Raw genomic sequence first — 19,072 nt, 5'->3', positions numbered from 1 at the left:
TACATAAGTCTGATTCATTGATTCATATTCACGAACGCGGTGAAGTGCCACCCGCCGGAGAATCGTGACCCGACCGAGACGGAACTGGCGAACTGCCGGCCGTATCTCGTCACCGAAGTCGAGACCGTCGCTCCGGACGCGGTGCTGACGACCGGGAAACACGCGACACAGACGGTGCTGGCACTCGACGACGAGTCCCTGGACGGCTTCGTCGATAGCGTTCTGGACCCGCGACACAGCGACGCGCTCGCCGTCCCGGTCGTCCCGCTCTTGCACCCCAGCTACCAGGAAGTGTGGCTGGCGCGCCTGGGCTACGACCGCGCGGGCTACGTCGACGCGGTCCGCCAGACGGTCGCCGGCTGTCGGTCGTGACTCCCCGGCCGAAGCTTCATGTAATCGCCGGCCGACGCCCTCACCATGAGCGACTGCATCTTCTGTCAGATCGCCGACGGTGACATCCCGAGCCGGACCGTCTACGAGGACGAAACCGTGCTGGCCTTCCTGGACGCCAACCCGCTCTCCCCGGGCCATACGCTCGTCATCCCGAAGGCCCACCACGAGCGGCTGAACGACCTGCCCGCCGACGTCGCGAGCGAGGTCATGGCGACGGTCCACGCGCTCACGCCGGCCGTCGAGGCGGCCGTCGACGCCCCCGCGACGACGGTGGCGTTCAACAACGGCGAGGCCGCAGGCCAGGAGGTCCCCCACGTTCACGCCCACATCGTCCCGCGGTTCGAGGACGACGGCGGTCGCCCCATCCACGCACTCGTCAGCGACCGACCGGACCTGAGCGACGACGAACTCGACGACATCGCGGCGGCTATCGAGGGCGGCGCCTGAGACGGACCGGTGGAGCGACACCGATCCGTCTGACCGTCCTGGAGCCATAGATTTATATCCGGGAACGGCTGGAAGGAATCCTATGGGAGTGTCGACGCTCGCGTTCGTGGGTGCGACGGGTGGTGCGGGAACGACGCGGTTGGCCGTCGAGACGGCGGCGACGCTGGCCGGCGACGGTCGGTCGGTGGCCGTCCTCGACGCCGCCTTCGCCACGCAGGGGTTGGCCACGCGCGTCGAGGGACCGATCAGGGCCGACCTGACGGCGGTCGCGACGGGCGAGGCGTCACTGACCGAGGCGACCTACGACGCCGATTTCGACGTCCCCGGGCGAATCGCCTGGTGTCCAGCCCACGCGCCATTCGAGCGCCTCGCACGGGCGAAGACGCCGGAGAACGCACAGGCTGTCGCGGACGCTATCACGACGGCCGCCGACCGGTACGAGCACGTCCTGCTGGACGTCCCGCCCGTCGCGGCCAATCAGGCACTGGCGGCGGTCGACGCCGCTCGCCGCCGTGCGCTCGTGGTCCCGGCGACGGCACGGGGGCGTGACCTGCTCCCCCAGCAGCGCGGCCGACTGCAGGACGTCCAGGCCCCCGCGGACGCCATCGTCGCCACGCGAACGGACACCGACGACGCCGTCGCTATCGGCGACGCCGACCACGAGGTCCCGGCCGGTGACCCCACCCCCGGCCGGCCGTCCTGTCTCGACCCCGAGAGCCCCCTCGCACCGGCCGTCGCCGAGACGACCGAGGCGTTGCTGGAGGTCGATCTGGCCCGGTCGTTCGAGGACGACGGCTTCCTCTAGAGGTCAGGCAGCGGGACGACGACCACGGGCCGGTCGGCCGCCGACAGCACCGCCCGCGCGGTCGATCCGACGCCGGTCGCCCCGTCCGTTCCCCGGTTGGCCCCGATGATGATCGTGTCGGGGTCGTGGTCCGCGATGGCTGCCAGAACCGCCTCGGTGGAGTCGCCGTCGCGGGTCTCCGTCGTCGGCATCGCCGCGGCGAGCCGTGACCGGGCGACGTTAGCGGCGTCGCCGGCGTCCCGTGCGGGGGCGTTCGGCTCTCGGACGGCGACGACCGTAACGGTGTCCTCGCTGGGGTCGAGCCGCGTCGTGAGGTAGTCCGCTGCCGCCGCCGTCACGTGGACCGACGACGTGGCCACGAGGTAGTCTGTCATACCTTCTGGTGGGGCCGCCGGCCGCTTCGTCGTTTCGGCGCGCTCCGACGAACTTACGTCGACCGCCGCCCCACGAGAGAGCGTGCGCGTCGAGAACAGTTTCATCGGGGCCGACGGCGTTGGCGAGAAGACCGAGCGAAGCATCTGGGAGCAGGGTGTCACACACTGGGACGAGTTCGAACCGGCCGTCATCGGTGGCAAACGCGGCGAGCGTATCCGCGAGTTCATCCACGAGGGGCGTGACCGCGTCGCGGCGACCGACATCGCATACTTCGACCGCGCGTTCCCCAGCGGCGAGCAGTGGCGCCTCTACGAGACGTTCCGGGACCGGGCCTGTTTCTTCGACATCGAGACGACGGGGCTGGACGAACACCGGAACCAGGTGACGACGGTCAGCCTCCACCAGGACGGCGACACTCGGACGCTCGTTGCTGGCGACGACCTCACCGCCGAGAACCTGCGAGCGGCCTTCGCCGACGCGGGCCTGCTCGTGACGTTCAACGGCAAGCGCTTCGACGTCCCGTTCCTGGAGGCGAACTTCGACGTCGACCTGGACTATCCCCATCTGGACCTCATGTACACCTGCAAGAAACTCGGCCTCTCGGGCGGGCTCAAACAGGTCGAACAGGACATCGGCATCGAGCGCGACCGCCCGGACATCTCCGGCCGGGACGCGGTCCGACTCTGGCGGGAGCACGAACGCGGCGTCGACGGCTCGCTGGAGACGCTGATCTCGTACAACCGTGAGGACACGGTCAACCTCCGGACGCTGGCCGACCGCGTGACGAGCGATCTGGACGACGAACTGTTCCTGGGTTAGGGTTCTGCGGGCTCTGGCGAGCCCAGGATGTTCCCCGGCTGCAGGAGGTGTGCCCGTCCGGCGACGAAGCCGAGCAGGAGGCCGGTGAAGTGTGCGATGAGCGCCACGCCCGGGTTGGCGGTGGCGACGGTGATGGCCGCCGCCAGGATGGCACCGATGGCCAGCTGTGCCCGGGCCGACAGCGCGATGCCGGCGACGGCCGTCTCGGTCAGCCGGTTCGAGGCCAGCAGGTACCCCAGGAAGGCGAAGATGGCGCCGCTGGCGCCCAGGACGTTGACCTGGCTGACCATCCACGGGATCACGGGGCCGAGGAACCGGGCGGCGTAGACCTCCGCGAGGCCGGCCAGCATCCCCGTGACGACGAAGAACGTGTGGTACCGGAGGTCGGTCGTGTCCTGCTCGACGAGGAACCCGAGGACGGCCAGCGCGATGGCGTTCGACAGCAGGTGGGCGGGACTGGCGTGGGCGTAGACGCTCGTGACGAGTGTCCAGGGCTGCAGGAACGGGTGTGACATCCCGAAGACGAACGCCGACGGGACGATCAGGCCGACGACCTGCTGGAGGACGAAGACGACGCCGATGACCCCCAGTGTGACGACCGTGGGGCTCTCCGAGAGGCGGGGCATACCGTTAGTTGCACGCGCTCCTACAAGAAAGGGAGGCCCGGAGCCAGAACACATAGGTACACCCGACCCGTCCCCCTGCGTATGTGTGACACGCTCAGCGACGACCTCGCGGACGCGTTCGCCGACCCGGCCGACGAGGAGACGCTCGCCGACCCGGCCGACGAGGAGACGCTCGCCGACCCGACACAGGGCGCCTGAACGGGATGGACGGCGGAACGTACACGCTCGTCCTCGAACGGACCGAGGGCGGCGTGACCGAGGTGGGTGCGCTGGGTGAGCGCACCCTCCCGGCGGGCTGGTACGCCTACACCGGCAGCGCGCTCGGTGCGGGCGGGTTCAGCCGTATCGACCGCCACCGCGCGGTCGCGGCCGGCGAGAACGACACCCGCCACTGGCACGTCGACTATCTGCTGGGCGACCCGACGACGGCCATCGACAGTGTCGTCAGGACCGCAGCGGACGTCGAGTGTACCGTCGCTCGTCGGATCGACGGCCCTGCCTCGGACGGATTCGGTCACGTCACCGGTTTCGGCTGTTCGGACTGTGACTGCCCGACCCACCTCACCTACCACGAGCGTCGGGACCTCCTGTTGGCGGCGGTCCAGCAGGCCCACGAGGCCGCCCGGACGGCCGACTCGACCTAGGCGGCCAGTTCGTAGCCGGCGTCTTCGACGGCTGCGGCCAGGGCGTCCTCGTCGACGTCGCCGTCGGTCTCGATGGTAACGGTGTCGGCGTCGTGGTCGGCCGATACCGAGATCACGCCCGCGATATCCCCGAGCGCCTGCTCGACGGCGTCTTCACAGCCGGTACACGACATGCCGGTCACCGAGAGGGTTCGCGTGTTCATAGCCGAGGCTAGCTACCGCCGGGACAAAACCCCTTCCGTCCCGGCAGTCCGGCCCGTTCCCGGGTCCGGTGGCCTCCGCGGCGCGGGACCGACACGCCTAATTTCCGCCGTCGAGAACCGTCGCCCATGTTATCGAGACAGTTCGTCCGGGAGCATCCCGAGACGGTCCGTGACGCCATCGAACGGAAGGGCGTCACGGGCGTGGACCTCGACGAGATACTCGAGATCGACGAAGAGTGGCGCGAACTGAAGGCGAAGGGTGATGGGCTCCGCCAGGAGCGCAACCAGATCTCCAGCAAGATCGGCCAGTACAAACAGGAGGGCGACGAGGAGGCCGCCCAGGAGGCCATCGAGCGCTCCCAGGAGCTGAAAGACGAACTGGCCGCTGTCGAGGACCGCGCCGACGAACTGGAGGCCGAACTGGAGGCGGCGCTGCTGGAACTCCCGAACGTCCCCCACGAGTCGGTCCCGACGGGCGAGGGCGAGGCCGACAACGTCGAACGCTACCGACGGGGCTTCGACGACCTGCGGGACCTGCCCGACGAGGTCGTCCCACACTACGATCTGGGCGAGGAACTGGACATCCTCGACTTCGAGCGCGGCGCGAAGGTCTCGGGCGGTGGCTACCAGTTCGTCAAGGGCGAGGGCGCCCGGCTGGAACACGCGCTGATCCAGTTCATGCTCGACGTCCACCGCGAGCAGGGCTACACCGACGTGTTGCCGCCGATTCCGGTCAACTCCGCGTCCATGGAAGGGACCGGTCAGCTCCCGAAGTTCGACGAGGACGCCTATCGCGTGGGCGCCCGCCAGGACGACGACTACGACGACGACGACCTGTGGCTGCTCCCGACCGCGGAGGTGCCCGTCACCAACATGTACCGCGACGAGATCCTGCTGGACGACGACCTGCCGGTGAAACACCAGGCGTTCTCGCCGAACTTCCGGCGCGAGGCCGGCGAACACGGCACGGAGACCCGTGGTTACGTCCGCGTCCACCAGTTCCACAAGGTCGAACTCGTCAACTTCGCCCGCCCGGAGGACAGCTACGACCGTCTCGAAGCGCTGCTGGGCGAGGCCGAAGCAGTACTCGACCGCCTGGATCTGCCCTACCGCGTGCTGGACATGTGCACCGGCGACATGGGCTTTACCCAGGCCAAGAAGTACGACATCGAGGTGTGGGCGCCCGGCGACGACATGGCGGACGGCCCCGAGGTCGGCGGCCGCTGGCTGGAGGTCTCCTCGGTCTCGAACTTCGAGGAGTTCCAGGCCCGCCGGGCCGGCCTGCGCTACCGACCGGAGCGCCACGAGTCCGCCGACTACCTCCACACGTTGAACGGCTCCGGACTGGCGGTCCCCCGCGTGCTCGTGGCCATTCTGGAGTACTACCAGAACGAGGACGGCACCGTCACCGTCCCCGAGGCGTTGCGCCCGTACATGGGCGGCCAGGAGGTCGTCGAGGGCCACGAACCCGTCGGCGAGAGCGCCGTCGGCGCCGGCGAGAAGGAGTAGCGACTCTCAGTCCTCGTCGGCGAGTCGTCGACAGAGGTACCGGACCTGCGGGAGCGTCGTCGCCGGGACGTCGGACGGGTCCACCCAGCGACAGTCCAGCACGCCCTCGGCCGGATTCGGCGTGACCGACGAGGCGAGCAGACAGTCGAAGACGGTGTACACCGAGACGACGCTGGCGCGTCCCTGATGGCGGTAGGGGAACCATGCACTCGGGTCCTCGATCCGGACCCGACAGCCGAGTTCCTCGGCCAGTTCGCGCCGGAGGCCAGCGGTGAGCGACTCGTCCGGACGGACGCCACCGCCGGGCAGCGTCCAGAACGGCGTCCCGTCGCTGTGACGTTCCTTGACGAGCAGTACAGACGTAGATGTCGTCAGCAGCGCCTTCGACCCCTGTCTGACGGTGAACCGACTGGGCTGTCGGTGCACCCGCTCTGCCCGTCTGGTGCTCGACTGTCCGGCCATACACGAGTCCCTGTCGAGGGCGACGGTTAAACAACTACCCCCTACCGCAACTGCTGTCCCTGTTGGTCCGTTCCGGGCGTCGGTAACCGCCGGCTACCTCGACGCCACTCGGTACCTCCTCTCACTGGCGTTCAAGTCCACGCCAGCCGTCGCCTCCGACGATGTGTCCGAGTGCCGACACCAGTCGTGACGCCTTCGGTCGGATGGTCCAGGACTGCCACCGGGACGCCGTCGTCGAGCAGCCGCAGTATCGACGGCTCGACGGGACGACTACAGACGCGCATCTGGCTGGGTACTTCGAGCCACCCTCGGAGTGGCACGCCTTCGAGCGGGACCTTCTGGACGTGGTGACGGGACGCGTCCTCGACGTCGGGTGTGGCGCCGGCAGACACGCGCTGGTTTGCCAGGACCGCGGGCACGACGTGCTCGCGTTCGACCGGAGTCCCGGCGCGGTCGCCGTCGCTCGCGACAGGGGCGTCACCCACGCGGTCGTCGGCGATCTGCGGTCGCCGCCGGCGGGGCCGTTCGACACCGTGGTCGCGTTCGGCAAGCAACTGAGTGTGGGGACGTCGCTCGCGGCTATCGAACACACGCTGACCGCGCTCGGCGGCGTCGTCGAACCCGGCGGTCGGTTGCTGGCGGATCTGGACGACCCCAGTCGTGGCGCCCCTGGCGACGGAACGGCCGTAGCCGGTACCGTCGCTGTCCGTCGGTTCCGGGTCGAGTACGACGGCACCGTCGGACCGTGGACACCGCTCGTGCTCGTCACACCCGAGCAGTTCCGCGAGGTGGTCGCGCCGACATCGTGGACGCTCGAACGGGTGGTCGGAGCCGATACGGAGTGCTCGGACTACGCCGTCGTCCTCGAACGCACCGCTCGTGCAGCGTCGGTCGACCGTCCCGGTCAGTCGGTGTAGGTACGGAGTCTCTCGATGGCGCCGTCGACGGTAAACACGTCGACGAACCCGAACAGCCGGTCGCCGTCGGCGCCCTCCAGGCGTCCGCGGACGGCCACCTCGCCTGCGTCGTCGCTGGGTTCGTACACCCGTTCGAGGACGTGGCTGGTGTCGGTCCGCGGTCGTTCCTCGCGCATGAACCGGACGAAGCGGTCGCGCCCGTCGATGGTCCGGTCGGGTCGCTCGTGGACGAACTCCGGAGCGAGCAACCCGGCCAGCGCGTCGTAGTCGGCGTCGTCGATGGCTCGGTAGTAGGTCTCGACCCGCTCGACTGGCTCCATCGGTCAGTCCTCCCGGTCGTCCTCGTCGTCCTCGTCCGGGTCACTGCCGGTCACCGGCCCGGTATCGGGGGTGACGTAGCCACCGAACTCGTCGGGTTCGTCGCTGGCGCTGACGGTGTCGCTCTCGCCGTCGGTGCTGTCGTCCGTCTCGCTCGCCCCCGCGGTCTCGTCGCTCCCGTCGTCGGCCGTCGGTGTCGCCGCGTCTCCGGTAGTGGACGCGTCGGCCGCCGCCGTGTCTTCCGACGCTCCGGTCCGTTCGTCAGCAGTGGGTTCGTCCGGGGTGTCGTCGGCCGTCTCGTCGTCGGGCTCGCTACCCTCTATCTTCCCAGTGCCGGCCGATGCCGTCTCCGGGGTGTCCGTCGGTGCTGACCCGTCCACGCCGTCGCCGGCGCTCTCGTCTGTGGTCCCGTCGGTGTCGTCGTCGCTCCCACCACTGACACTCTCCGGCGGTGCGTCGACCATCGCCGTCGACTCCTCCGGGATCGGCTCGTCGGCGGCGTCGGCCTGGCTGGCGGCGAGTTCGGCCTGCAACTCGGCCAGTTCCTCGTCCTCGTCGTCGGCCTGCTCGGTGACGCTCTCGGGGGGCGCCTCGACCATCGCCGTCGGCTCCTCGGTGATCTCCTCGGGCGAGGGCTCGGAGTCGGGCTGGTTGGCCTCCAGTTCGGCCTGTATCTCCTCGATCTCGGCGTCGTCGATGGCGTCGTCGCCGGCGCTGTCGTCGCTTTCGGCGTCCGCGTCGGCTCCGTCGGCTGTGGCGGTCTCGTCACCGTTCGTCGCCGGTTCAGTCGCCTCGGTGGTGGCGTCCGTCTCCGCGCTCGATTCGTCCGTCTCGTCGGCCGCCGCCTCGTCGACCTCGGCGTCGATGTCGACGTCGAGCGTGGCGTCGTCGGGCTCCTCGGTCGACGGGAGGATACTCTCCTGTTCGCTCTCGTCTTTCTCCAGGTCGTCTATCTCCGGCGGCCACTCGTCGGGATCGGGCGGTTCCTCGTAGCTGCGGGCGGTCTCCAGTGGTCGTTCGGCGTCGTCGCGCCACTCCTGACCCGACGCACCGCTCCCGCTGGAGTAGTCGCTGGCGGACTCGGCCAGCCAGTCGGCGGCCTGCCAGAGCGCGTTGGCCTTCGTCTTGGCGCCCTCGTAGATGTCGCCGAGTCCCTCGTCGTCGACGAACCGCAGCGCCGTGTCGAACCGATCTTCGGCCTCGGCGAACTCGTCGCGAGCCCGCTGGAAGTCCCCCTGTGCCATCATCCACTCCGAATCCCGGAAGGCGCTCATCGCCGAGGTGAACGCACGCCGCCCTTCCGTGTAGTGGGCGTGGCCGACACGGTAGCGGGCGAAAGCGGTGTTGTCCCCACCCGTGTCGGCGATGGCGTCCTTGATCGGTTCGACCTGCGGGAGCTGGGTGAGGTCGTCGGTGCTCCAGCTGTACTGGACGACGCCGTCGTGGTCGATGACGACGACGCCACGCTCGATGAGCTGCTGGCCGATGTCGTCGACGAAGTCGATGCCGTACTCGCGGGCCACGTCGTGGTCCGTATCCGAGAGCAGCGGGACGTTCAGACTGTACTGTTCGGCGAAGGCACGGTGGCTGTAGACGGAGTCCGGACTGACACCGAGGATGGTGACGTCCTTCTGCATCGTAAAGAGGTCGAGTTCGTCCAGGTCACACGACTCCCCGTCACAGGCGGGGTTGAAGTCCGCCGGGTAGAACGCGAGGATGATGACGTCCTCGCCGACGTAGTCGTCGAGTGCCACGCGACGGCGCTCGCCGTCGACGAGGGCTGGCAACTCGAACGACGGTGCCACCGTCCCCTCTGAAATCACACTCTGTACTTGCTGTCCTGTCACTTAACAGTGTTTCTCTCCGAACGGGTACGGACCGCGAGTGACCCCCAGAACAGGGCTTCGGGTCCGAACGAGCGGTTTTTGAGGGCCGACGTGGTAGCTGGACCGTGGAACTACACGTCCGGTACGAGGGCGACGACGACCCCGAGAAGTGCAGCGCCCGCAAACTCGCCCGGTTCGATCTGGCGGAGTTACACCGGGCGACCCGCTCGACACCGCCGGGGATCGTCCTCAACCCCTTCGCCGACCGCGCGCTCTCGCCGGCCGACCGGCCGACGGCGGGCGACGGCGCTCGCCACGCCCGCCTGATCGCGCTCGATTGCTCGTGGGAGACCGCCGAGCGGGAGGCGTTCGACCTGGAAGGTGTCCACCGCTCCCTGCCCTTCCTCGTGGCCGGCAACCCCGTCAACTACGGGACGGCCTTCCAGCTCAACACCGTCGAGGCCTTCGCCGGCGCACTCTGTATCCTCGGGGAGCGCGACCACGCCGAGCGTATCCTCTCGAAGTTCTCCTGGGGACACACCTTTCTGGAACTGAACGAGGAGCCACTGGCTCGCTACGCCGACTGCGAGGATTCGAGCGACGTGGTCGCGGTCCAGGACGACTATCTCGCCGACGAGTGAGCGACGCTCCCCCGCAGCGCCGCGTCAGTCGAACCCGGTCCCGATACCACTGGGATCGGCCGGCGGGGCGAGCGGACTCGCCGGCAGGTCGCCACCGGCGTCGGGGTCGTTGTACCCACCCGGCGCGACGTCGTTCGGCGCGTCGGGATAGCACAGCGAGGCCAGCGCCTGGATGTGGTCCCGGCCGACGCCGAGTTCGAACTGGCCGCCACCGTACAGGTCGATACCGTTCGCTTCGCAGTAGGCGATCGTCTCCAGGACCGACTCGACGGTGCCACACCGGGACGGTTTCATGTTGAGCCAGTCGGGCTCGAACGGGAGTTCACGGATGCTCTCGACGCCGGTGATCGGGACGTCCCAGGTCACCCGCTCTTCCCGCCCCGCGAACACCGGTCGGGTCTCGTCAGTCAGGTTCGGGTCCTCGATCAGAGCCTCGGGGAGTCCGTCGACCACGCGGCGGTAGAAGTCGGCGTCGGCCTCGTTGGCGACTTCGGCGCTCTCGTACAGCCCTTTCAGATCTAGCACCCGGACGTCGTAGTCGGCCAGCGACGCCAGGAACGCCTCGTCCCAGTCGGGGGTCGGGTCGAGTTTGAACGCCAGGTCGTCGTGGACCGCCAGCAGGTCGTCCAGGCGATCGGTCGAGGGAGGCTGGTCCTCCTCCGGATCGGAGAGCCGCGTCGAGACGACGAAGGTGACGGGGTCGTACTCGCGGCCCAATGCGGCCCCGAGGCTCGTGTCGGCCTGCCGCAGCGCCAGGTCCAGCGCGGCGCTCTCGAAGGCCCACTGCCGGTAGTGGCGGAACCGCTCCTCGTCGGGTGATTCCGGCCAGAGGTCGGCGTCGTCCAGCCGCTCGGAGAAGGAGTCCAGCGTGTACTCGCCTGCCAGGTCGACGCTGTGGTCGACGAGCGCCTCGTGGGCTTCGTTGGTGTACGTGACGTCCTCGCCCCTGCCCGTCTCGCCGGCGCCCGAGAGACCGACGGTCGTCGTCGCGCGGTCGAAGCCACTCGACGTGGCCCGCTCGCGCAGCTCGAAGGCGCAGTCGTCGACGGTCAGCGAGAGGTCGGCCACTTGGTCGTACATACCTGGGTCTCGACCGCGACAGGGGTAAAGGCCCCGCTCAGAACGGGAGCGGGAACGGCACCGAGCCGACGGTGTACCCCTCGACGCGCCCGTCGGGGCGACACCGGAAGACGACAGTCGGCTGGTAGCCGGGGTCGGGCTGTTCGCCGTAGACACGGCGCCACTCGTCGTCCCGGAACGACGAGCAGTCGACGACCAGCACCGCCCCGGGGTGGGCCGCCAGCTGGTCGCGGGTCTTCGCGTCCGCCGACGCGGTGAGCGCGCCGACGGCGGTGTCGACCTGCCGACGGGTCGGCGGGCGGGGGCGGGTCACCTCGACGAGCGTGTCCTCGACGCGGAAGTCGATGGCGTGGCCCGAGCCCAGTTCGACCTCCGGCTCGAAGTCGTTGCCCGCGTCCACGAGGAGTTTGGCGACGTTGAACTCGCCCATCGTCGCCGCCATCCGTGTCCGGTCGAACCCCTCGCTGGTCCCCAGTTTGCTCGCCATCGTGTAGCGATACTCGTCCAGCGCCCCGCTGCCCAGGAACTCGTCGTAGAACGACAGCGCCGTCTCGCGGTCGGCGTCGGGGAAGCCGGCGGCGTACTCACGGAAGAACGTCCGGGTCGACTCCCGGCCGTCCTTCGAGAGCAACACCGGCAGGAAGAACTGCGCCAGGTGCTCGTACTCGGTGAGCCACGGGTCCTCGACCTCCAGTTGGGCGAACAGCTCTCGCTGTGCCCACTCGGATATCTCGTCTGGCCCCTCGTCGAACGTGTACTTCGTCGTCTGCCAGAGCGCGCTGGGCGTCTCGGTGTTGCCGAGCCAGTAGGCCTCCTGGCCGTTCCAGCAGAACAGCGCCAGGTCGCCGTTGTGCATCTCCAGCCGTCTGGCCGCCCACCCCTCGGGCGGTGCGAACCACGGGCCCGTCAGGTCAGCGCCGAACGAGTCCGCGAGCGGTGCCAGCAGGTCCCGCCGGACGCGGTCCTCGCTCCAGCGTTCTTTCGAGTGCCGAAATCTGATCGGGCCAGCCACACGCGACACTACGCTGTCTGTCGTCTTGTGGGTTCCGTCTGTGGCTCGTCCCCATCTACCGGCGAATCTGGGCTGGAGAGCCGCCGAAACGGCGGTACTGTGGTGACCGTTACATTGATAGGCATTAGTTCACAAGATTGGGTGTGGTAACCTATGTCGATGGGAGCGTATGACGACGACGAACACGAACGCCGTGAGCGCAAGAACAACGAGGTCGACCTGTCGGAGGACGACGACCGGACAGCGTATCACGGGTCTGTCGAGTACGATTCCGGCGAATCCACCGAGGAACTCCTCGACCAGTTCAAACAGATCAACTCGGAATAACGTCCGCAGTTCTGGACCTGACTCGTAGCAAGAGGACGGACAGGCCCGTCACTATCGTCACTGCCGTCACGTGTGCCAGCAGTGCCGACAGTAACACCGGGTAGTTCAACACGAACGGGACGAGCACGAGCTGGAGGATGCCAAAGCCCAGCGTCTCCATGTCCGCCCGCTGGAAGACACGCGCCGTCTCTGGGTCGAACTGGTAGCGCGCCGACCGCCAGAGGCCGGTGACGCTGGCCCACCAGCCGGTGCCGATGCGGTAGCTGACGTCCCAGAGGATGAGCAACATCAGGTAGACGACCAGGACCGGCGGTTCCTCGCCGAAGAGGTCGGTCACGATGGGATTCTGGCTCATCTGCGGGTCGAAGACGAACAGGTGGGTCAGCATGGCGATGTACGCCAGCACCGACAGCACCACCTCCACGTTCGAGGAGAACAGCAGCGCCTGGTAGGTCTCGGGCACGTCGATCCGGCGAACGAGCGTACTGATACGCAGCATCTCGACGCTACCGATGGAGGCGACGATGACGACCGCCGTCCCGGCGATGGCGGCCGGCCAGACGTCGTAGTACCACGACAGCGCGACGATGCCAACCTCGAAGACGAACAGCTGGATCGCGACTGCTGCCCACGTGGGCAACTCGATGCCGGGAAGTGCGCCGACGATACTCTCGTAGACCCACGTCTCACCGTAGACCGGGTGTGGATCACCGCGGCTCACCGCCGGTCCCCCCCGTCGGCCGCCGCGGCCTGTGGGACCGGGGCTGGTTCCCGCTCGGTCGTCGCCCGCCTGACCGCCTCGTCGAACGGCGTCGGGTCGACCGGGACCAGTTCGCCGAGACGGTCGTCGCTGGCGACGACGGGCGTCTTCAGGCCGTCGACGAGCGGACGGACGACACTCGCTGGCACCTCGGTGAGCAGGCCGACCCAGTAGGCGGCGATGCCGGGCGTGAACATCGGCACGGGGACGACCCGCGGCGGACCTGACCCCAGCAGGGCGCCGGTCCGACGGAGTATCTCGGCGTAGCTCATGACCTCGGGGCCGCCGATCTCGTAGGTCTCGCCGGCGGTCTCGGGCGCGTCGAGGACACCGACGAGGTACGCGACCACGTCGTCGATAGCGATAGGGTGGCAGTCGGTACGGACCCACTTCGGTGCGAACAGGACCGGGAACCGCGTGGCGAGCGTCCGGATGATGCGAAAGCTCGCGCTCCCGTCGCCGATGACGATCGCCGCCCGCAACGCCGTCAGGTCGTAGTCACCCTCGGCCAGCAGCAGTTCGACCTCACGGCGGGAGGCCAGATGCTCCGAGAGGCCGTTGTCGCCGCCCAGTCCGCCGAGATAGATCACGCGGTCGACGCCGGCGGCCTCGGCCGCGGTCCGGAAGTTCCTGGCCGCCCGCCGGTCCCGGTCGGCGTAGTCCGCGCCGGCACGCATCGAGTGGACGAGGTAGTAGGCCGCGTCGACGTCCGCCAACGCGTGGGCGAAGCTCGCCGGGTCCAGCAGGTCGCCGACGGCGACGTCGACGCCGGCGGGTGGATCGTACCCAGCGGGGTCACGGACCAGCACGCGGACGTCGTGGCTGGCCCGTCCGAGTGCGCCGACCAGATGACTCCCGACGAAGCCCGTCGCCCCGGTGACCAGGACGTGCATACAGCCACACGGGCCGGCAGCGGGTTAAAAGGTCGGCTCCGGTGCGCCGGGGACACAGAACTCCACGAGTCTCAGACCTGTTCGGCCACGAGCACGCCCACCTGGTCGCTGACCATCTCGACGGCGGTCAGCGCGTAGCCGGCGTCGGTGAACGCGTCGGCCAGCACACCGACCGTCGCGGGGTCGTCGACCTCGGGGCTGTAGAAGGGGTCCTCGGGGTTGGGCTCGCCGAAGAACATCACGTCGCCCAGCACGATGCGGCGCGGTTCCAGCCCGGCGATGACGTCGATGGCCGCGCGCTTCTGGTCGTCGCTCAGGTGGTGCATCGCGAAGTTCGAGGTGACGACGTCGACCGACTCCTCGACGTTGGGCTCGCGGAACCGTCCCTCGCCGAAGGTGACGTTCTCGATGCCCCGCTCCGTGGCCTTCTCGCGGGCCTGGTCGAGCATCCCCTCGCTGATGTCCCGGCCGATGACACGCTCGGCGTCGGCCGCGAGGCCGAACGCGATGGCGCCGGTCCCGGTCCCCAGGTCCAGCACCACGTCGTCGGCCTCCGGGGCGGCGTGCTCGACGACCAGATCGGCACAGGCCCGGTACTCCGGGGAGTCCTGGCTCTCGTCGTAGTCGGCGGCGTGATCCGAGAACCGCTCGGCGTGCTCGTCGATGGACTTCTTCATGGGCGCGGGTTGGGCTGGGGCGCTGAAGTACGTCCCGGTGGCCGTCGTGGGGAAAGACATTCCCGGCGCTCGCGCCTAGAGCGGGTATGGCATCCCAGCCCTGCGACGGCTGTGGCAAAGACGTCCCTATCGGCGGCGGTATCGCCAACATCTGGACACAGAAGAGCCGTCCGACCGAGGGGATCATCCTGGAACTGGGCGACGACACCGAGCACTTCCTCTGTTACGACTGCATCGACCGGCTGCCCGACGACCGCGAGGTGACGGCCGCCGACGTCGCCGCGCTGGGCGAGTAGCGACGCTACTGACCGTGTCGAGTCTTCGCTCACGGACCACAGCACGGCCGCTCACCGGTCGACTGTCGAAGAAAACGCCTCAGACGCGACCGCCGGTTGGCGGTCGGAAATCAGCTTAGTTGCGGACGACGTTCGTCGCGCGGGGGCCCTTCTCGGCCTGTTCGATGTCGAATTCGATCTCCTGTCCTTCCTCGAGGTCCGGGCCGCCAACGTCTTCCATGTGGAAGAAAACGTCCTCGTCCGCGTCCTCAGTATCGATGAAACCGTAACCGCCAGTGTCGTTGAAGAAATCAACAGTTCCTTTCGCCATTGCAATCAACCGTACAGCCGGTGGACGGATAAGAGTTCTGAGAGTACCGCTCACACGACCGTGTGTGTGTCACCACGGCCCACGAACGACGGGGAAAACGCCCTTCAGGTCGCACTCGGTCGGTCGTGGTAGGCGACACCGCCACGGACACGTCGGGCGGTTCTGGGCGCCGTCGGCGTGGACCTCGGTGGCCGCGCGCGGGAGCAGCCTGCATCGTCGACCTGTGAGGCAGCCACCGACAGGAAAGGTTTACGCCGGCCCTGCCCCTGCCTCCTGTCGTGTACCCGGCGCGGATCCACGACGAGTTCCCCGCCCCGAGCTATCGGGGGAACCAGCAGCAGGCCCTGACGGACATCCGCGCGGCGTTCGAGGCCGGCAACGACGTCGTCCTCGTCCGTGCGCCGACCGGCAGTGGCAAGTCCCTCCTGGCACGGGCCATCGCTGGCTGTGCCCGGACTGCCGGGGAGGCCGCCGCCGAACAGGTCTGTGATGCCTACTACACGACGCCACAGGTCTCGCAACTCGACGACGTCGCCGAGGACGCGCTTCTGGAGGATCTGTCGGTCATCCGCGGGAAGAACAACTACGACTGCATCCTCCCTGGGGAAACCGACACCCCGGTGAACCAGGCACCCTGCGTGCGCGAACGAGAGTTCGACTGCCAGGTGAAACACCGCTGTCCGTACTTTTCGGACCGCGCCATCGCCTCGAACCGCCGGATCGCCGCGATGACGCTCGCGTACTTCATGCAGACCGCCGGCAGCGACGTCTTCGGCAAGCGTGATGTCGTCGTCATCGACGAGGCCCACGGGCTGGGCGACTGGGCGGAGATGTACGCGACGATCGACCTCTCGCCCGAGACCATCCCCCTGTGGAACGACATCGACGTCCCCGACCTGGACGGACTGGACGAGGCGCTCGCCCTGGCCGAACGCGTCGAACACCTCGCCGAGCGCCGCGTGAAGGAACTGCGGGGCAACGCCGAACTCTCGCCCGACGAGGTGGCCGAGCGGGACTCGCTGAACACGCTGCGCCAGGACCTCCAGTGGTTCCGCGAGGACTACCGCGACGCCGACAGCGCGACCACCTGGGTGGTCGACCAGCCCGACGGCGAGGGCGGCGCGGTCACCATCAAGCCGATGAACCCCGAGCGGTACCTCAAACACACAGTCTGGGACCGCGGGAACCGATTCGCGCTGCTGTCGGCGACGATCCTGAACAAGGCGGCCTTTTGTGCCAACGTCGGTCTGGACCCGGACAACGTCGCGCTCGTCGAGGTCGGTCACACCTTCCCCGTCGAGAACCGGCCGCTGTACGACGTGACCCAGGGGAAGATGACCTACGAGCACCGCGAGGAGACGCTGCCCGACATCGCCCGGACCATCGTCCGCATCATGGCCGCCCACCCCGACGAGAAAGGGCTGGTCCACTGTCACTCCTACGCGATCAAGGAGCGCCTGCGGGAACTGCTGGACGACTTCGGTGTCGGGGCGCGCGTCCGCGGCCACGACAAGGATGGCCGGGACGGGGCGCTGGCGGCCTGGAAGCGCAGCGACAACCCCGACTGTTTCCTCTCGGTGAAGATGGAGGAGGCACTGGATCTGGAGGGCGACCTCTGTCGCTGGCAGGTCATCTGCAAGGCGCCCTACCCCAACACGCGGGACTCGCGGGTCGCGCGCCGCCTACAGGACGACCAGTGGGGCTGGTACTACCGCACCGCGCTCCGGACGGTCATCCAGGCCTGCGGGCGCGTGATCCGCGCGCCCGACGACTACGGTGCGACCTACCTGGCTGACTCGTCGTTGCTGGACCTCTTCGACCGGGCCAGCCACGACACCCCCGACTGGTTCGCTGCGCAGGTCAGCCGGCTATCGACGCCAGACCTGCCGCGATTCGCGCCGGACGCGGCGCTGTCGGGAGTCAGTGCCGGGACGAAACGACGGCGCGACCGCTCGCGCTCGCGGTCGGATTCGGGGAGCCACCCGCTGTCGGACGTCTGGGACTAGAAGGCGAAGGAGATGCCGTAGACGATCCCCGAACCGACCATCAACAGCGTCAGGATGATGGCCATGACCTGCTGTCTGTCCATAGCTCTCCTTGATTGCTGGGACAATTAGGCGTTTCGACGGCGAGAGCGTGTCCGTGTCGACGCTCACTCCACGCGAGCGTCCACGACGACGTGGGCGACGCCTTCGCTGTAGCTCTTGACGCGCCGGGTGTCGAGCACCTCGACGGAGCGGCCGGCGTCGGCGGCCGCGGCTTCCAGGCGCTCGATGGGACGCTCGAAGACCAGCGCCTCGGGGGTGGCTTCGTGCATGTGGAGGACGCCGCCGGGCGCGAGCGCGGCCAGCGCGCTGTCGAGGTACTTCCAGGCCTCGTAGTAGCCCATCACCACGCGGTCGGCGCGTTGCCCGGCGGCGAAGTCAGCGCGGCCCTTCGCGTCGCTCAAGCCCGCGCTGACCACGTCTCGACAATCGGCGCGATACGGCTCGACCCGCTCGCTCACGTCGTTGAGCATCGTGTTCTCGACGAGAAAGCGGAAGGCGGTTGGGTTGCGCTCGACGGCAGTGACATGCGCGCCCGCGCGAGCCATCGGGAGCGTGAAGTAGCCCACGCCGGCGAACATGTCCAGGACGCGTTCGTCGGTCCCGCTCGCGGTTTCACCGCTCGCCGGTTCCGAGGGCCGGGTTCTCCGTCCCTCGCGAACCACCTCGCCCATCAGGGCCCGTTCGGCCTTGTTGCCCGGCGAGAACATCACTTCGGCGAGGTCCAGCGCGTAGCGGGTCCCGTGCTCGACGTGGACCGTCTCGGTGTCGCCCGTGCCTGCCAGCACCTCGACGTCGGGTTCGCGGTGGGCGCCGTCGATGCCGTGGCGGGCCAGCACGGTATCGGCCTCGCCGTGTAGCTGTAGCAGGGCCTCGCCGACTTCCTCGGGCCGGGGGCTGTCGCCGATCTCGACGAGGACGACGCTGCCGACGACAGCCCACGAGGCGGGTGCCTGTTCGCACTCGGCGTCGGTCCAACCCCGCTCGCGGAGGTGGTCGTCGAGCGTTCGCAGGCGCGGTTCGCCGACCTGGCGGACGATTTCGCGGTAGCTCACCGACTGGGGCGGCGCTGTCACCGGGATGGCCACCGTCTCGTCGCTCCACTCGGTGACGCTACGGCTGTCGTCGTAGACATCTTCGGCCCGGAGTCGTTCGATGACCGTCTGGCTCCGGGGTTTGGCGACGACGACGGCGAGGTGCTGTGCGGTCTCGTCCATCTATCGGACCGGACGCCCAGCAGGGACGAAACGGTTTCGAGTTACTCCGTCTCGCGGTGCAGTTCCTGCTCGTCGCCCGGTACGGCGGTCACGTCTTCGGTCTCGACGAGTCCGTCGAGTCGCCGCTCGAACGTCTCGCGGGAGATCTCGCCGCGAGCGTAGCGGTCGCGGAGCGTCGACACCGGCCCGTCGGGCGTCTCGGCGGTCGCGCCGTCCGCACCGATACCGAGATCCAGTTCGGGGACGAACGACGGTGTCGGCCAGAACAACAGCGCGGCGACCGGCGTCGCGAGCAGGAAACCGCCGATAGCCGTCTCCACGATGGCCTCGGACGGCAGTCCGTTGACTAGCTGGAGAACCACGAGGACGAACGTTCCGAGTGCGACCAGCAGCGGCGTCAGTCTGAGTAACGACGAGATGCCGTTCCGGAGCGCGGGGAGGGCACGCTGGCGGGACCAGGTATCGGACAT

Annotated in this window: 24 protein-coding genes and 1 pseudogene; 11 read left to right on the top strand and 14 right to left on the bottom strand. The window is 68.4% G+C overall.

The window, feature by feature from the left end:
- Positions 1–27: 27 nt before the first annotated feature.
- From Hhyl2_RS11710 to Hhyl2_RS11700, 3 genes and pseudogenes are all read left to right on the top strand, one after another.
- Positions 28–372 (top strand): annotated as a pseudogene (locus tag Hhyl2_RS11710) (uracil-DNA glycosylase family protein); the annotation flags it as partial.
- Between the two features lie 45 nt (positions 373–417).
- Positions 418–840, top strand: a complete 423-nt coding sequence (locus Hhyl2_RS11705) for an HIT family protein (RefSeq protein WP_483550952.1) — start codon at positions 418–420, stop codon at positions 838–840.
- Between the two features lie 82 nt (positions 841–922).
- Positions 923–1,645, top strand: a complete 723-nt coding sequence (locus tag Hhyl2_RS11700; RefSeq protein WP_483550951.1) for a ParA family protein — start codon at positions 923–925, stop codon at positions 1,643–1,645.
- Here Hhyl2_RS11700 and Hhyl2_RS11695 read toward each other — a convergent pair.
- Positions 1,642–2,019 carry a universal stress protein gene (locus tag Hhyl2_RS11695; protein WP_483550949.1) on the bottom strand — a complete coding sequence of 126 codons (378 nt, stop codon included), beginning with the start codon at positions 2,017–2,019 and terminating at the stop codon, positions 1,642–1,644. The genes Hhyl2_RS11700 and Hhyl2_RS11695 overlap by 4 nt on opposite strands.
- A gap of 82 nt (positions 2,020–2,101) precedes the next feature.
- Here Hhyl2_RS11695 and Hhyl2_RS11690 point away from each other — a divergent pair, with 82 nt between their 5' ends.
- Positions 2,102–2,839: a ribonuclease H-like domain-containing protein gene (locus Hhyl2_RS11690; RefSeq protein ID WP_483550948.1), complete on the top strand. Its 738-nt coding sequence runs from the start codon at positions 2,102–2,104 to the stop codon at positions 2,837–2,839.
- Here the strand turns inward: Hhyl2_RS11690 and Hhyl2_RS11685 are convergent.
- Positions 2,836–3,465 (bottom strand): rhomboid family intramembrane serine protease, encoded by a 630-nt coding sequence (locus tag Hhyl2_RS11685; protein WP_483550947.1) that lies wholly within the window; start codon positions 3,463–3,465, stop codon positions 2,836–2,838. The two genes, Hhyl2_RS11690 and Hhyl2_RS11685, sit on opposite strands and share 4 nt — an antisense overlap.
- A gap of 203 nt (positions 3,466–3,668) precedes the next feature.
- On the opposite strand from Hhyl2_RS11685, the gene Hhyl2_RS11680 reads away from it, so the two are divergent.
- Positions 3,669–4,109 (top strand): GIY-YIG nuclease family protein, encoded by a 441-nt coding sequence (locus Hhyl2_RS11680; RefSeq protein ID WP_483550946.1) that lies wholly within the window; start codon positions 3,669–3,671, stop codon positions 4,107–4,109.
- Here the strand turns inward: Hhyl2_RS11680 and Hhyl2_RS11675 are convergent.
- Positions 4,106–4,312, bottom strand: coding sequence for a heavy-metal-associated domain-containing protein (locus Hhyl2_RS11675; protein WP_483550945.1), 207 nt, complete (start codon positions 4,310–4,312; stop codon positions 4,106–4,108). The genes Hhyl2_RS11680 and Hhyl2_RS11675 overlap by 4 nt on opposite strands.
- 126 nt (positions 4,313–4,438) lie before the next feature.
- On the opposite strand from Hhyl2_RS11675, the gene serS reads away from it, so the two are divergent.
- Positions 4,439–5,821, top strand: a complete 1,383-nt coding sequence (gene serS / locus Hhyl2_RS11670) for a serine--tRNA ligase (RefSeq protein ID WP_483550944.1) — start codon at positions 4,439–4,441, stop codon at positions 5,819–5,821.
- A 6-nt stretch (positions 5,822–5,827) separates the two neighbouring features.
- Here serS and Hhyl2_RS11665 read toward each other — a convergent pair whose 3' ends face one another.
- Positions 5,828–6,283 (bottom strand): NUDIX hydrolase, encoded by a 456-nt coding sequence (locus Hhyl2_RS11665; RefSeq protein WP_483550943.1) that lies wholly within the window; start codon positions 6,281–6,283, stop codon positions 5,828–5,830.
- Between the two features lie 161 nt (positions 6,284–6,444).
- Between Hhyl2_RS11665 and Hhyl2_RS11660 the strand changes: the two genes are divergently transcribed.
- Positions 6,445–7,200, top strand: coding sequence for a class I SAM-dependent methyltransferase (locus tag Hhyl2_RS11660; RefSeq protein WP_483550942.1), 756 nt, complete (start codon positions 6,445–6,447; stop codon positions 7,198–7,200).
- Here the strand turns inward: Hhyl2_RS11660 and Hhyl2_RS11655 are convergent.
- Together Hhyl2_RS11655 and Hhyl2_RS11650 are read right to left on the bottom strand one after the other, a co-directional pair.
- On the bottom strand, positions 7,188–7,520 hold the full coding sequence (locus Hhyl2_RS11655) for a nuclear transport factor 2 family protein (protein ID WP_483550941.1): 333 nt from the start codon (positions 7,518–7,520) through the stop codon (positions 7,188–7,190). The two genes, Hhyl2_RS11660 and Hhyl2_RS11655, sit on opposite strands and share 13 nt — an antisense overlap.
- Before the next feature lie 3 nt (positions 7,521–7,523).
- Complete coding sequence (locus Hhyl2_RS11650) at positions 7,524–9,341, bottom strand: redoxin domain-containing protein (RefSeq protein ID WP_483550940.1); 1,818 nt, start codon at positions 9,339–9,341, stop codon at positions 7,524–7,526.
- Between the two features lie 128 nt (positions 9,342–9,469).
- On the opposite strand from Hhyl2_RS11650, the gene Hhyl2_RS11645 reads away from it, so the two are divergent.
- Complete coding sequence (locus Hhyl2_RS11645) at positions 9,470–9,985, top strand: DUF367 family protein (protein ID WP_483550939.1); 516 nt, start codon at positions 9,470–9,472, stop codon at positions 9,983–9,985.
- A gap of 24 nt (positions 9,986–10,009) precedes the next feature.
- On the opposite strand, the gene Hhyl2_RS11640 is transcribed toward Hhyl2_RS11645, so the two are convergent.
- Both Hhyl2_RS11640 and Hhyl2_RS11635 read right to left on the bottom strand, forming a co-directional pair.
- Positions 10,010–11,065, bottom strand: coding sequence for an enolase-like domain-containing protein (locus Hhyl2_RS11640; protein WP_483550938.1), 1,056 nt, complete (start codon positions 11,063–11,065; stop codon positions 10,010–10,012).
- A gap of 37 nt (positions 11,066–11,102) precedes the next feature.
- Positions 11,103–12,077, bottom strand: a complete 975-nt coding sequence (locus Hhyl2_RS11635; RefSeq protein WP_483550937.1) for a DUF5784 family protein — start codon at positions 12,075–12,077, stop codon at positions 11,103–11,105.
- 153 nt (positions 12,078–12,230) lie between these two features.
- On the opposite strand from Hhyl2_RS11635, the gene Hhyl2_RS11630 reads away from it, so the two are divergent.
- Positions 12,231–12,404 carry a DUF5786 family protein gene (locus Hhyl2_RS11630; RefSeq protein ID WP_284010962.1) on the top strand — a complete coding sequence of 58 codons (174 nt, stop codon included), beginning with the start codon at positions 12,231–12,233 and terminating at the stop codon, positions 12,402–12,404.
- Here the strand turns inward: Hhyl2_RS11630 and Hhyl2_RS11625 are convergent.
- The 3 genes from Hhyl2_RS11625 to Hhyl2_RS11615 all read right to left on the bottom strand — a co-directional run bounded on the left by Hhyl2_RS11625 (position 12,391) and on the right by Hhyl2_RS11615 (position 14,734).
- Complete coding sequence (locus tag Hhyl2_RS11625; RefSeq protein ID WP_483550936.1) at positions 12,391–13,125, bottom strand: DUF7530 family protein; 735 nt, start codon at positions 13,123–13,125, stop codon at positions 12,391–12,393. The genes Hhyl2_RS11630 and Hhyl2_RS11625 overlap by 14 nt on opposite strands.
- A complete protein-coding gene (locus Hhyl2_RS11620) occupies positions 13,122–14,057 on the bottom strand; it encodes an NAD(P)H-binding protein (protein ID WP_483550935.1) in 936 nt (311 codons plus the stop codon). Before Hhyl2_RS11620 ends, Hhyl2_RS11625 begins: the two co-directional genes overlap by 4 nt.
- Before the next feature lie 71 nt (positions 14,058–14,128).
- Positions 14,129–14,734 carry a class I SAM-dependent methyltransferase gene (locus Hhyl2_RS11615; protein WP_483550934.1) on the bottom strand — a complete coding sequence of 202 codons (606 nt, stop codon included), beginning with the start codon at positions 14,732–14,734 and terminating at the stop codon, positions 14,129–14,131.
- 86 nt (positions 14,735–14,820) lie between these two features.
- Here Hhyl2_RS11615 and Hhyl2_RS11610 point away from each other — a divergent pair, with 86 nt between their 5' ends.
- A complete protein-coding gene (locus Hhyl2_RS11610) occupies positions 14,821–15,030 on the top strand; it encodes a DUF7561 family protein (protein WP_483550933.1) in 210 nt (69 codons plus the stop codon).
- A gap of 115 nt (positions 15,031–15,145) precedes the next feature.
- Here Hhyl2_RS11610 and Hhyl2_RS11605 read toward each other — a convergent pair whose 3' ends face one another.
- On the bottom strand, positions 15,146–15,340 hold the full coding sequence (locus tag Hhyl2_RS11605; protein ID WP_483550932.1) for a cold-shock protein: 195 nt from the start codon (positions 15,338–15,340) through the stop codon (positions 15,146–15,148).
- A 278-nt stretch (positions 15,341–15,618) separates the two neighbouring features.
- Here Hhyl2_RS11605 and Hhyl2_RS11600 point away from each other — a divergent pair, with 278 nt between their 5' ends.
- On the top strand, positions 15,619–17,346 hold the full coding sequence (locus Hhyl2_RS11600) for a helicase C-terminal domain-containing protein (protein ID WP_483550931.1): 1,728 nt from the start codon (positions 15,619–15,621) through the stop codon (positions 17,344–17,346).
- Between the two features lie 146 nt (positions 17,347–17,492).
- Here Hhyl2_RS11600 and Hhyl2_RS11595 read toward each other — a convergent pair whose 3' ends face one another.
- Positions 17,493–18,602: a class I SAM-dependent methyltransferase gene (locus tag Hhyl2_RS11595; RefSeq protein ID WP_483550930.1), complete on the bottom strand. Its 1,110-nt coding sequence runs from the start codon at positions 18,600–18,602 to the stop codon at positions 17,493–17,495.
- Positions 18,603–18,643: 41 nt separating this feature from the next.
- The gene (locus tag Hhyl2_RS11590; RefSeq protein WP_483550929.1) at positions 18,644–19,072 is read right to left on the bottom strand and encodes an SHOCT domain-containing protein; all 429 of its coding nucleotides are present in this window, start codon (positions 19,070–19,072) and stop codon (positions 18,644–18,646) included.

The organism is Haloarcula sp. H-hyl2, from assembly GCF_056934385.1.
Note: the sequence above shows the minus strand (reverse complement) of the source record. Positions and strands in the feature narration are given on the sequence as shown.

Excerpts from the sequence above, each read along its gene's own strand:
- Hhyl2_RS11705 (WP_483550952.1), top strand. The coding sequence starts at position 418 with ATGAGCGACTGCATCTTCTGTCAGATCGCCGACGGTGACATCCCGAGC.
- Hhyl2_RS11700 (WP_483550951.1), top strand. The coding sequence starts at position 923 with ATGGGAGTGTCGACGCTCGCGTTCGTGGGTGCGACGGGTGGTGCGGGA.
- Hhyl2_RS11695 (WP_483550949.1), bottom strand. The coding sequence starts at position 2,019 with ATGACAGACTACCTCGTGGCCACGTCGTCGGTCCACGTGACGGCGGCG.
- Hhyl2_RS11685 (WP_483550947.1), bottom strand. The coding sequence starts at position 3,465 with ATGCCCCGCCTCTCGGAGAGCCCCACGGTCGTCACACTGGGGGTCATC.
- Hhyl2_RS11680 (WP_483550946.1), top strand. The coding sequence starts at position 3,669 with ATGGACGGCGGAACGTACACGCTCGTCCTCGAACGGACCGAGGGCGGC.
- Hhyl2_RS11675 (WP_483550945.1), bottom strand. The coding sequence starts at position 4,312 with ATGAACACGCGAACCCTCTCGGTGACCGGCATGTCGTGTACCGGCTGT.
- serS (WP_483550944.1), top strand. The coding sequence starts at position 4,439 with ATGTTATCGAGACAGTTCGTCCGGGAGCATCCCGAGACGGTCCGTGAC.
- Hhyl2_RS11665 (WP_483550943.1), bottom strand. The coding sequence starts at position 6,283 with ATGGCCGGACAGTCGAGCACCAGACGGGCAGAGCGGGTGCACCGACAG.
- Hhyl2_RS11660 (WP_483550942.1), top strand. The coding sequence starts at position 6,445 with ATGTGTCCGAGTGCCGACACCAGTCGTGACGCCTTCGGTCGGATGGTC.
- Hhyl2_RS11655 (WP_483550941.1), bottom strand. The coding sequence starts at position 7,520 with ATGGAGCCAGTCGAGCGGGTCGAGACCTACTACCGAGCCATCGACGAC.
- Hhyl2_RS11640 (WP_483550938.1), bottom strand. The coding sequence starts at position 11,065 with ATGTACGACCAAGTGGCCGACCTCTCGCTGACCGTCGACGACTGCGCC.
- Hhyl2_RS11630 (WP_284010962.1), top strand. The coding sequence starts at position 12,231 with ATGTCGATGGGAGCGTATGACGACGACGAACACGAACGCCGTGAGCGC.
- Hhyl2_RS11620 (WP_483550935.1), bottom strand. The coding sequence starts at position 14,057 with ATGCACGTCCTGGTCACCGGGGCGACGGGCTTCGTCGGGAGTCATCTG.
- Hhyl2_RS11615 (WP_483550934.1), bottom strand. The coding sequence starts at position 14,734 with ATGAAGAAGTCCATCGACGAGCACGCCGAGCGGTTCTCGGATCACGCC.
- Hhyl2_RS11610 (WP_483550933.1), top strand. The coding sequence starts at position 14,821 with ATGGCATCCCAGCCCTGCGACGGCTGTGGCAAAGACGTCCCTATCGGC.
- Hhyl2_RS11605 (WP_483550932.1), bottom strand. The coding sequence starts at position 15,340 with ATGGCGAAAGGAACTGTTGATTTCTTCAACGACACTGGCGGTTACGGT.
- Hhyl2_RS11595 (WP_483550930.1), bottom strand. The coding sequence starts at position 18,602 with ATGGACGAGACCGCACAGCACCTCGCCGTCGTCGTCGCCAAACCCCGG.
- Hhyl2_RS11590 (WP_483550929.1), bottom strand. The coding sequence starts at position 19,072 with ATGTCCGATACCTGGTCCCGCCAGCGTGCCCTCCCCGCGCTCCGGAAC.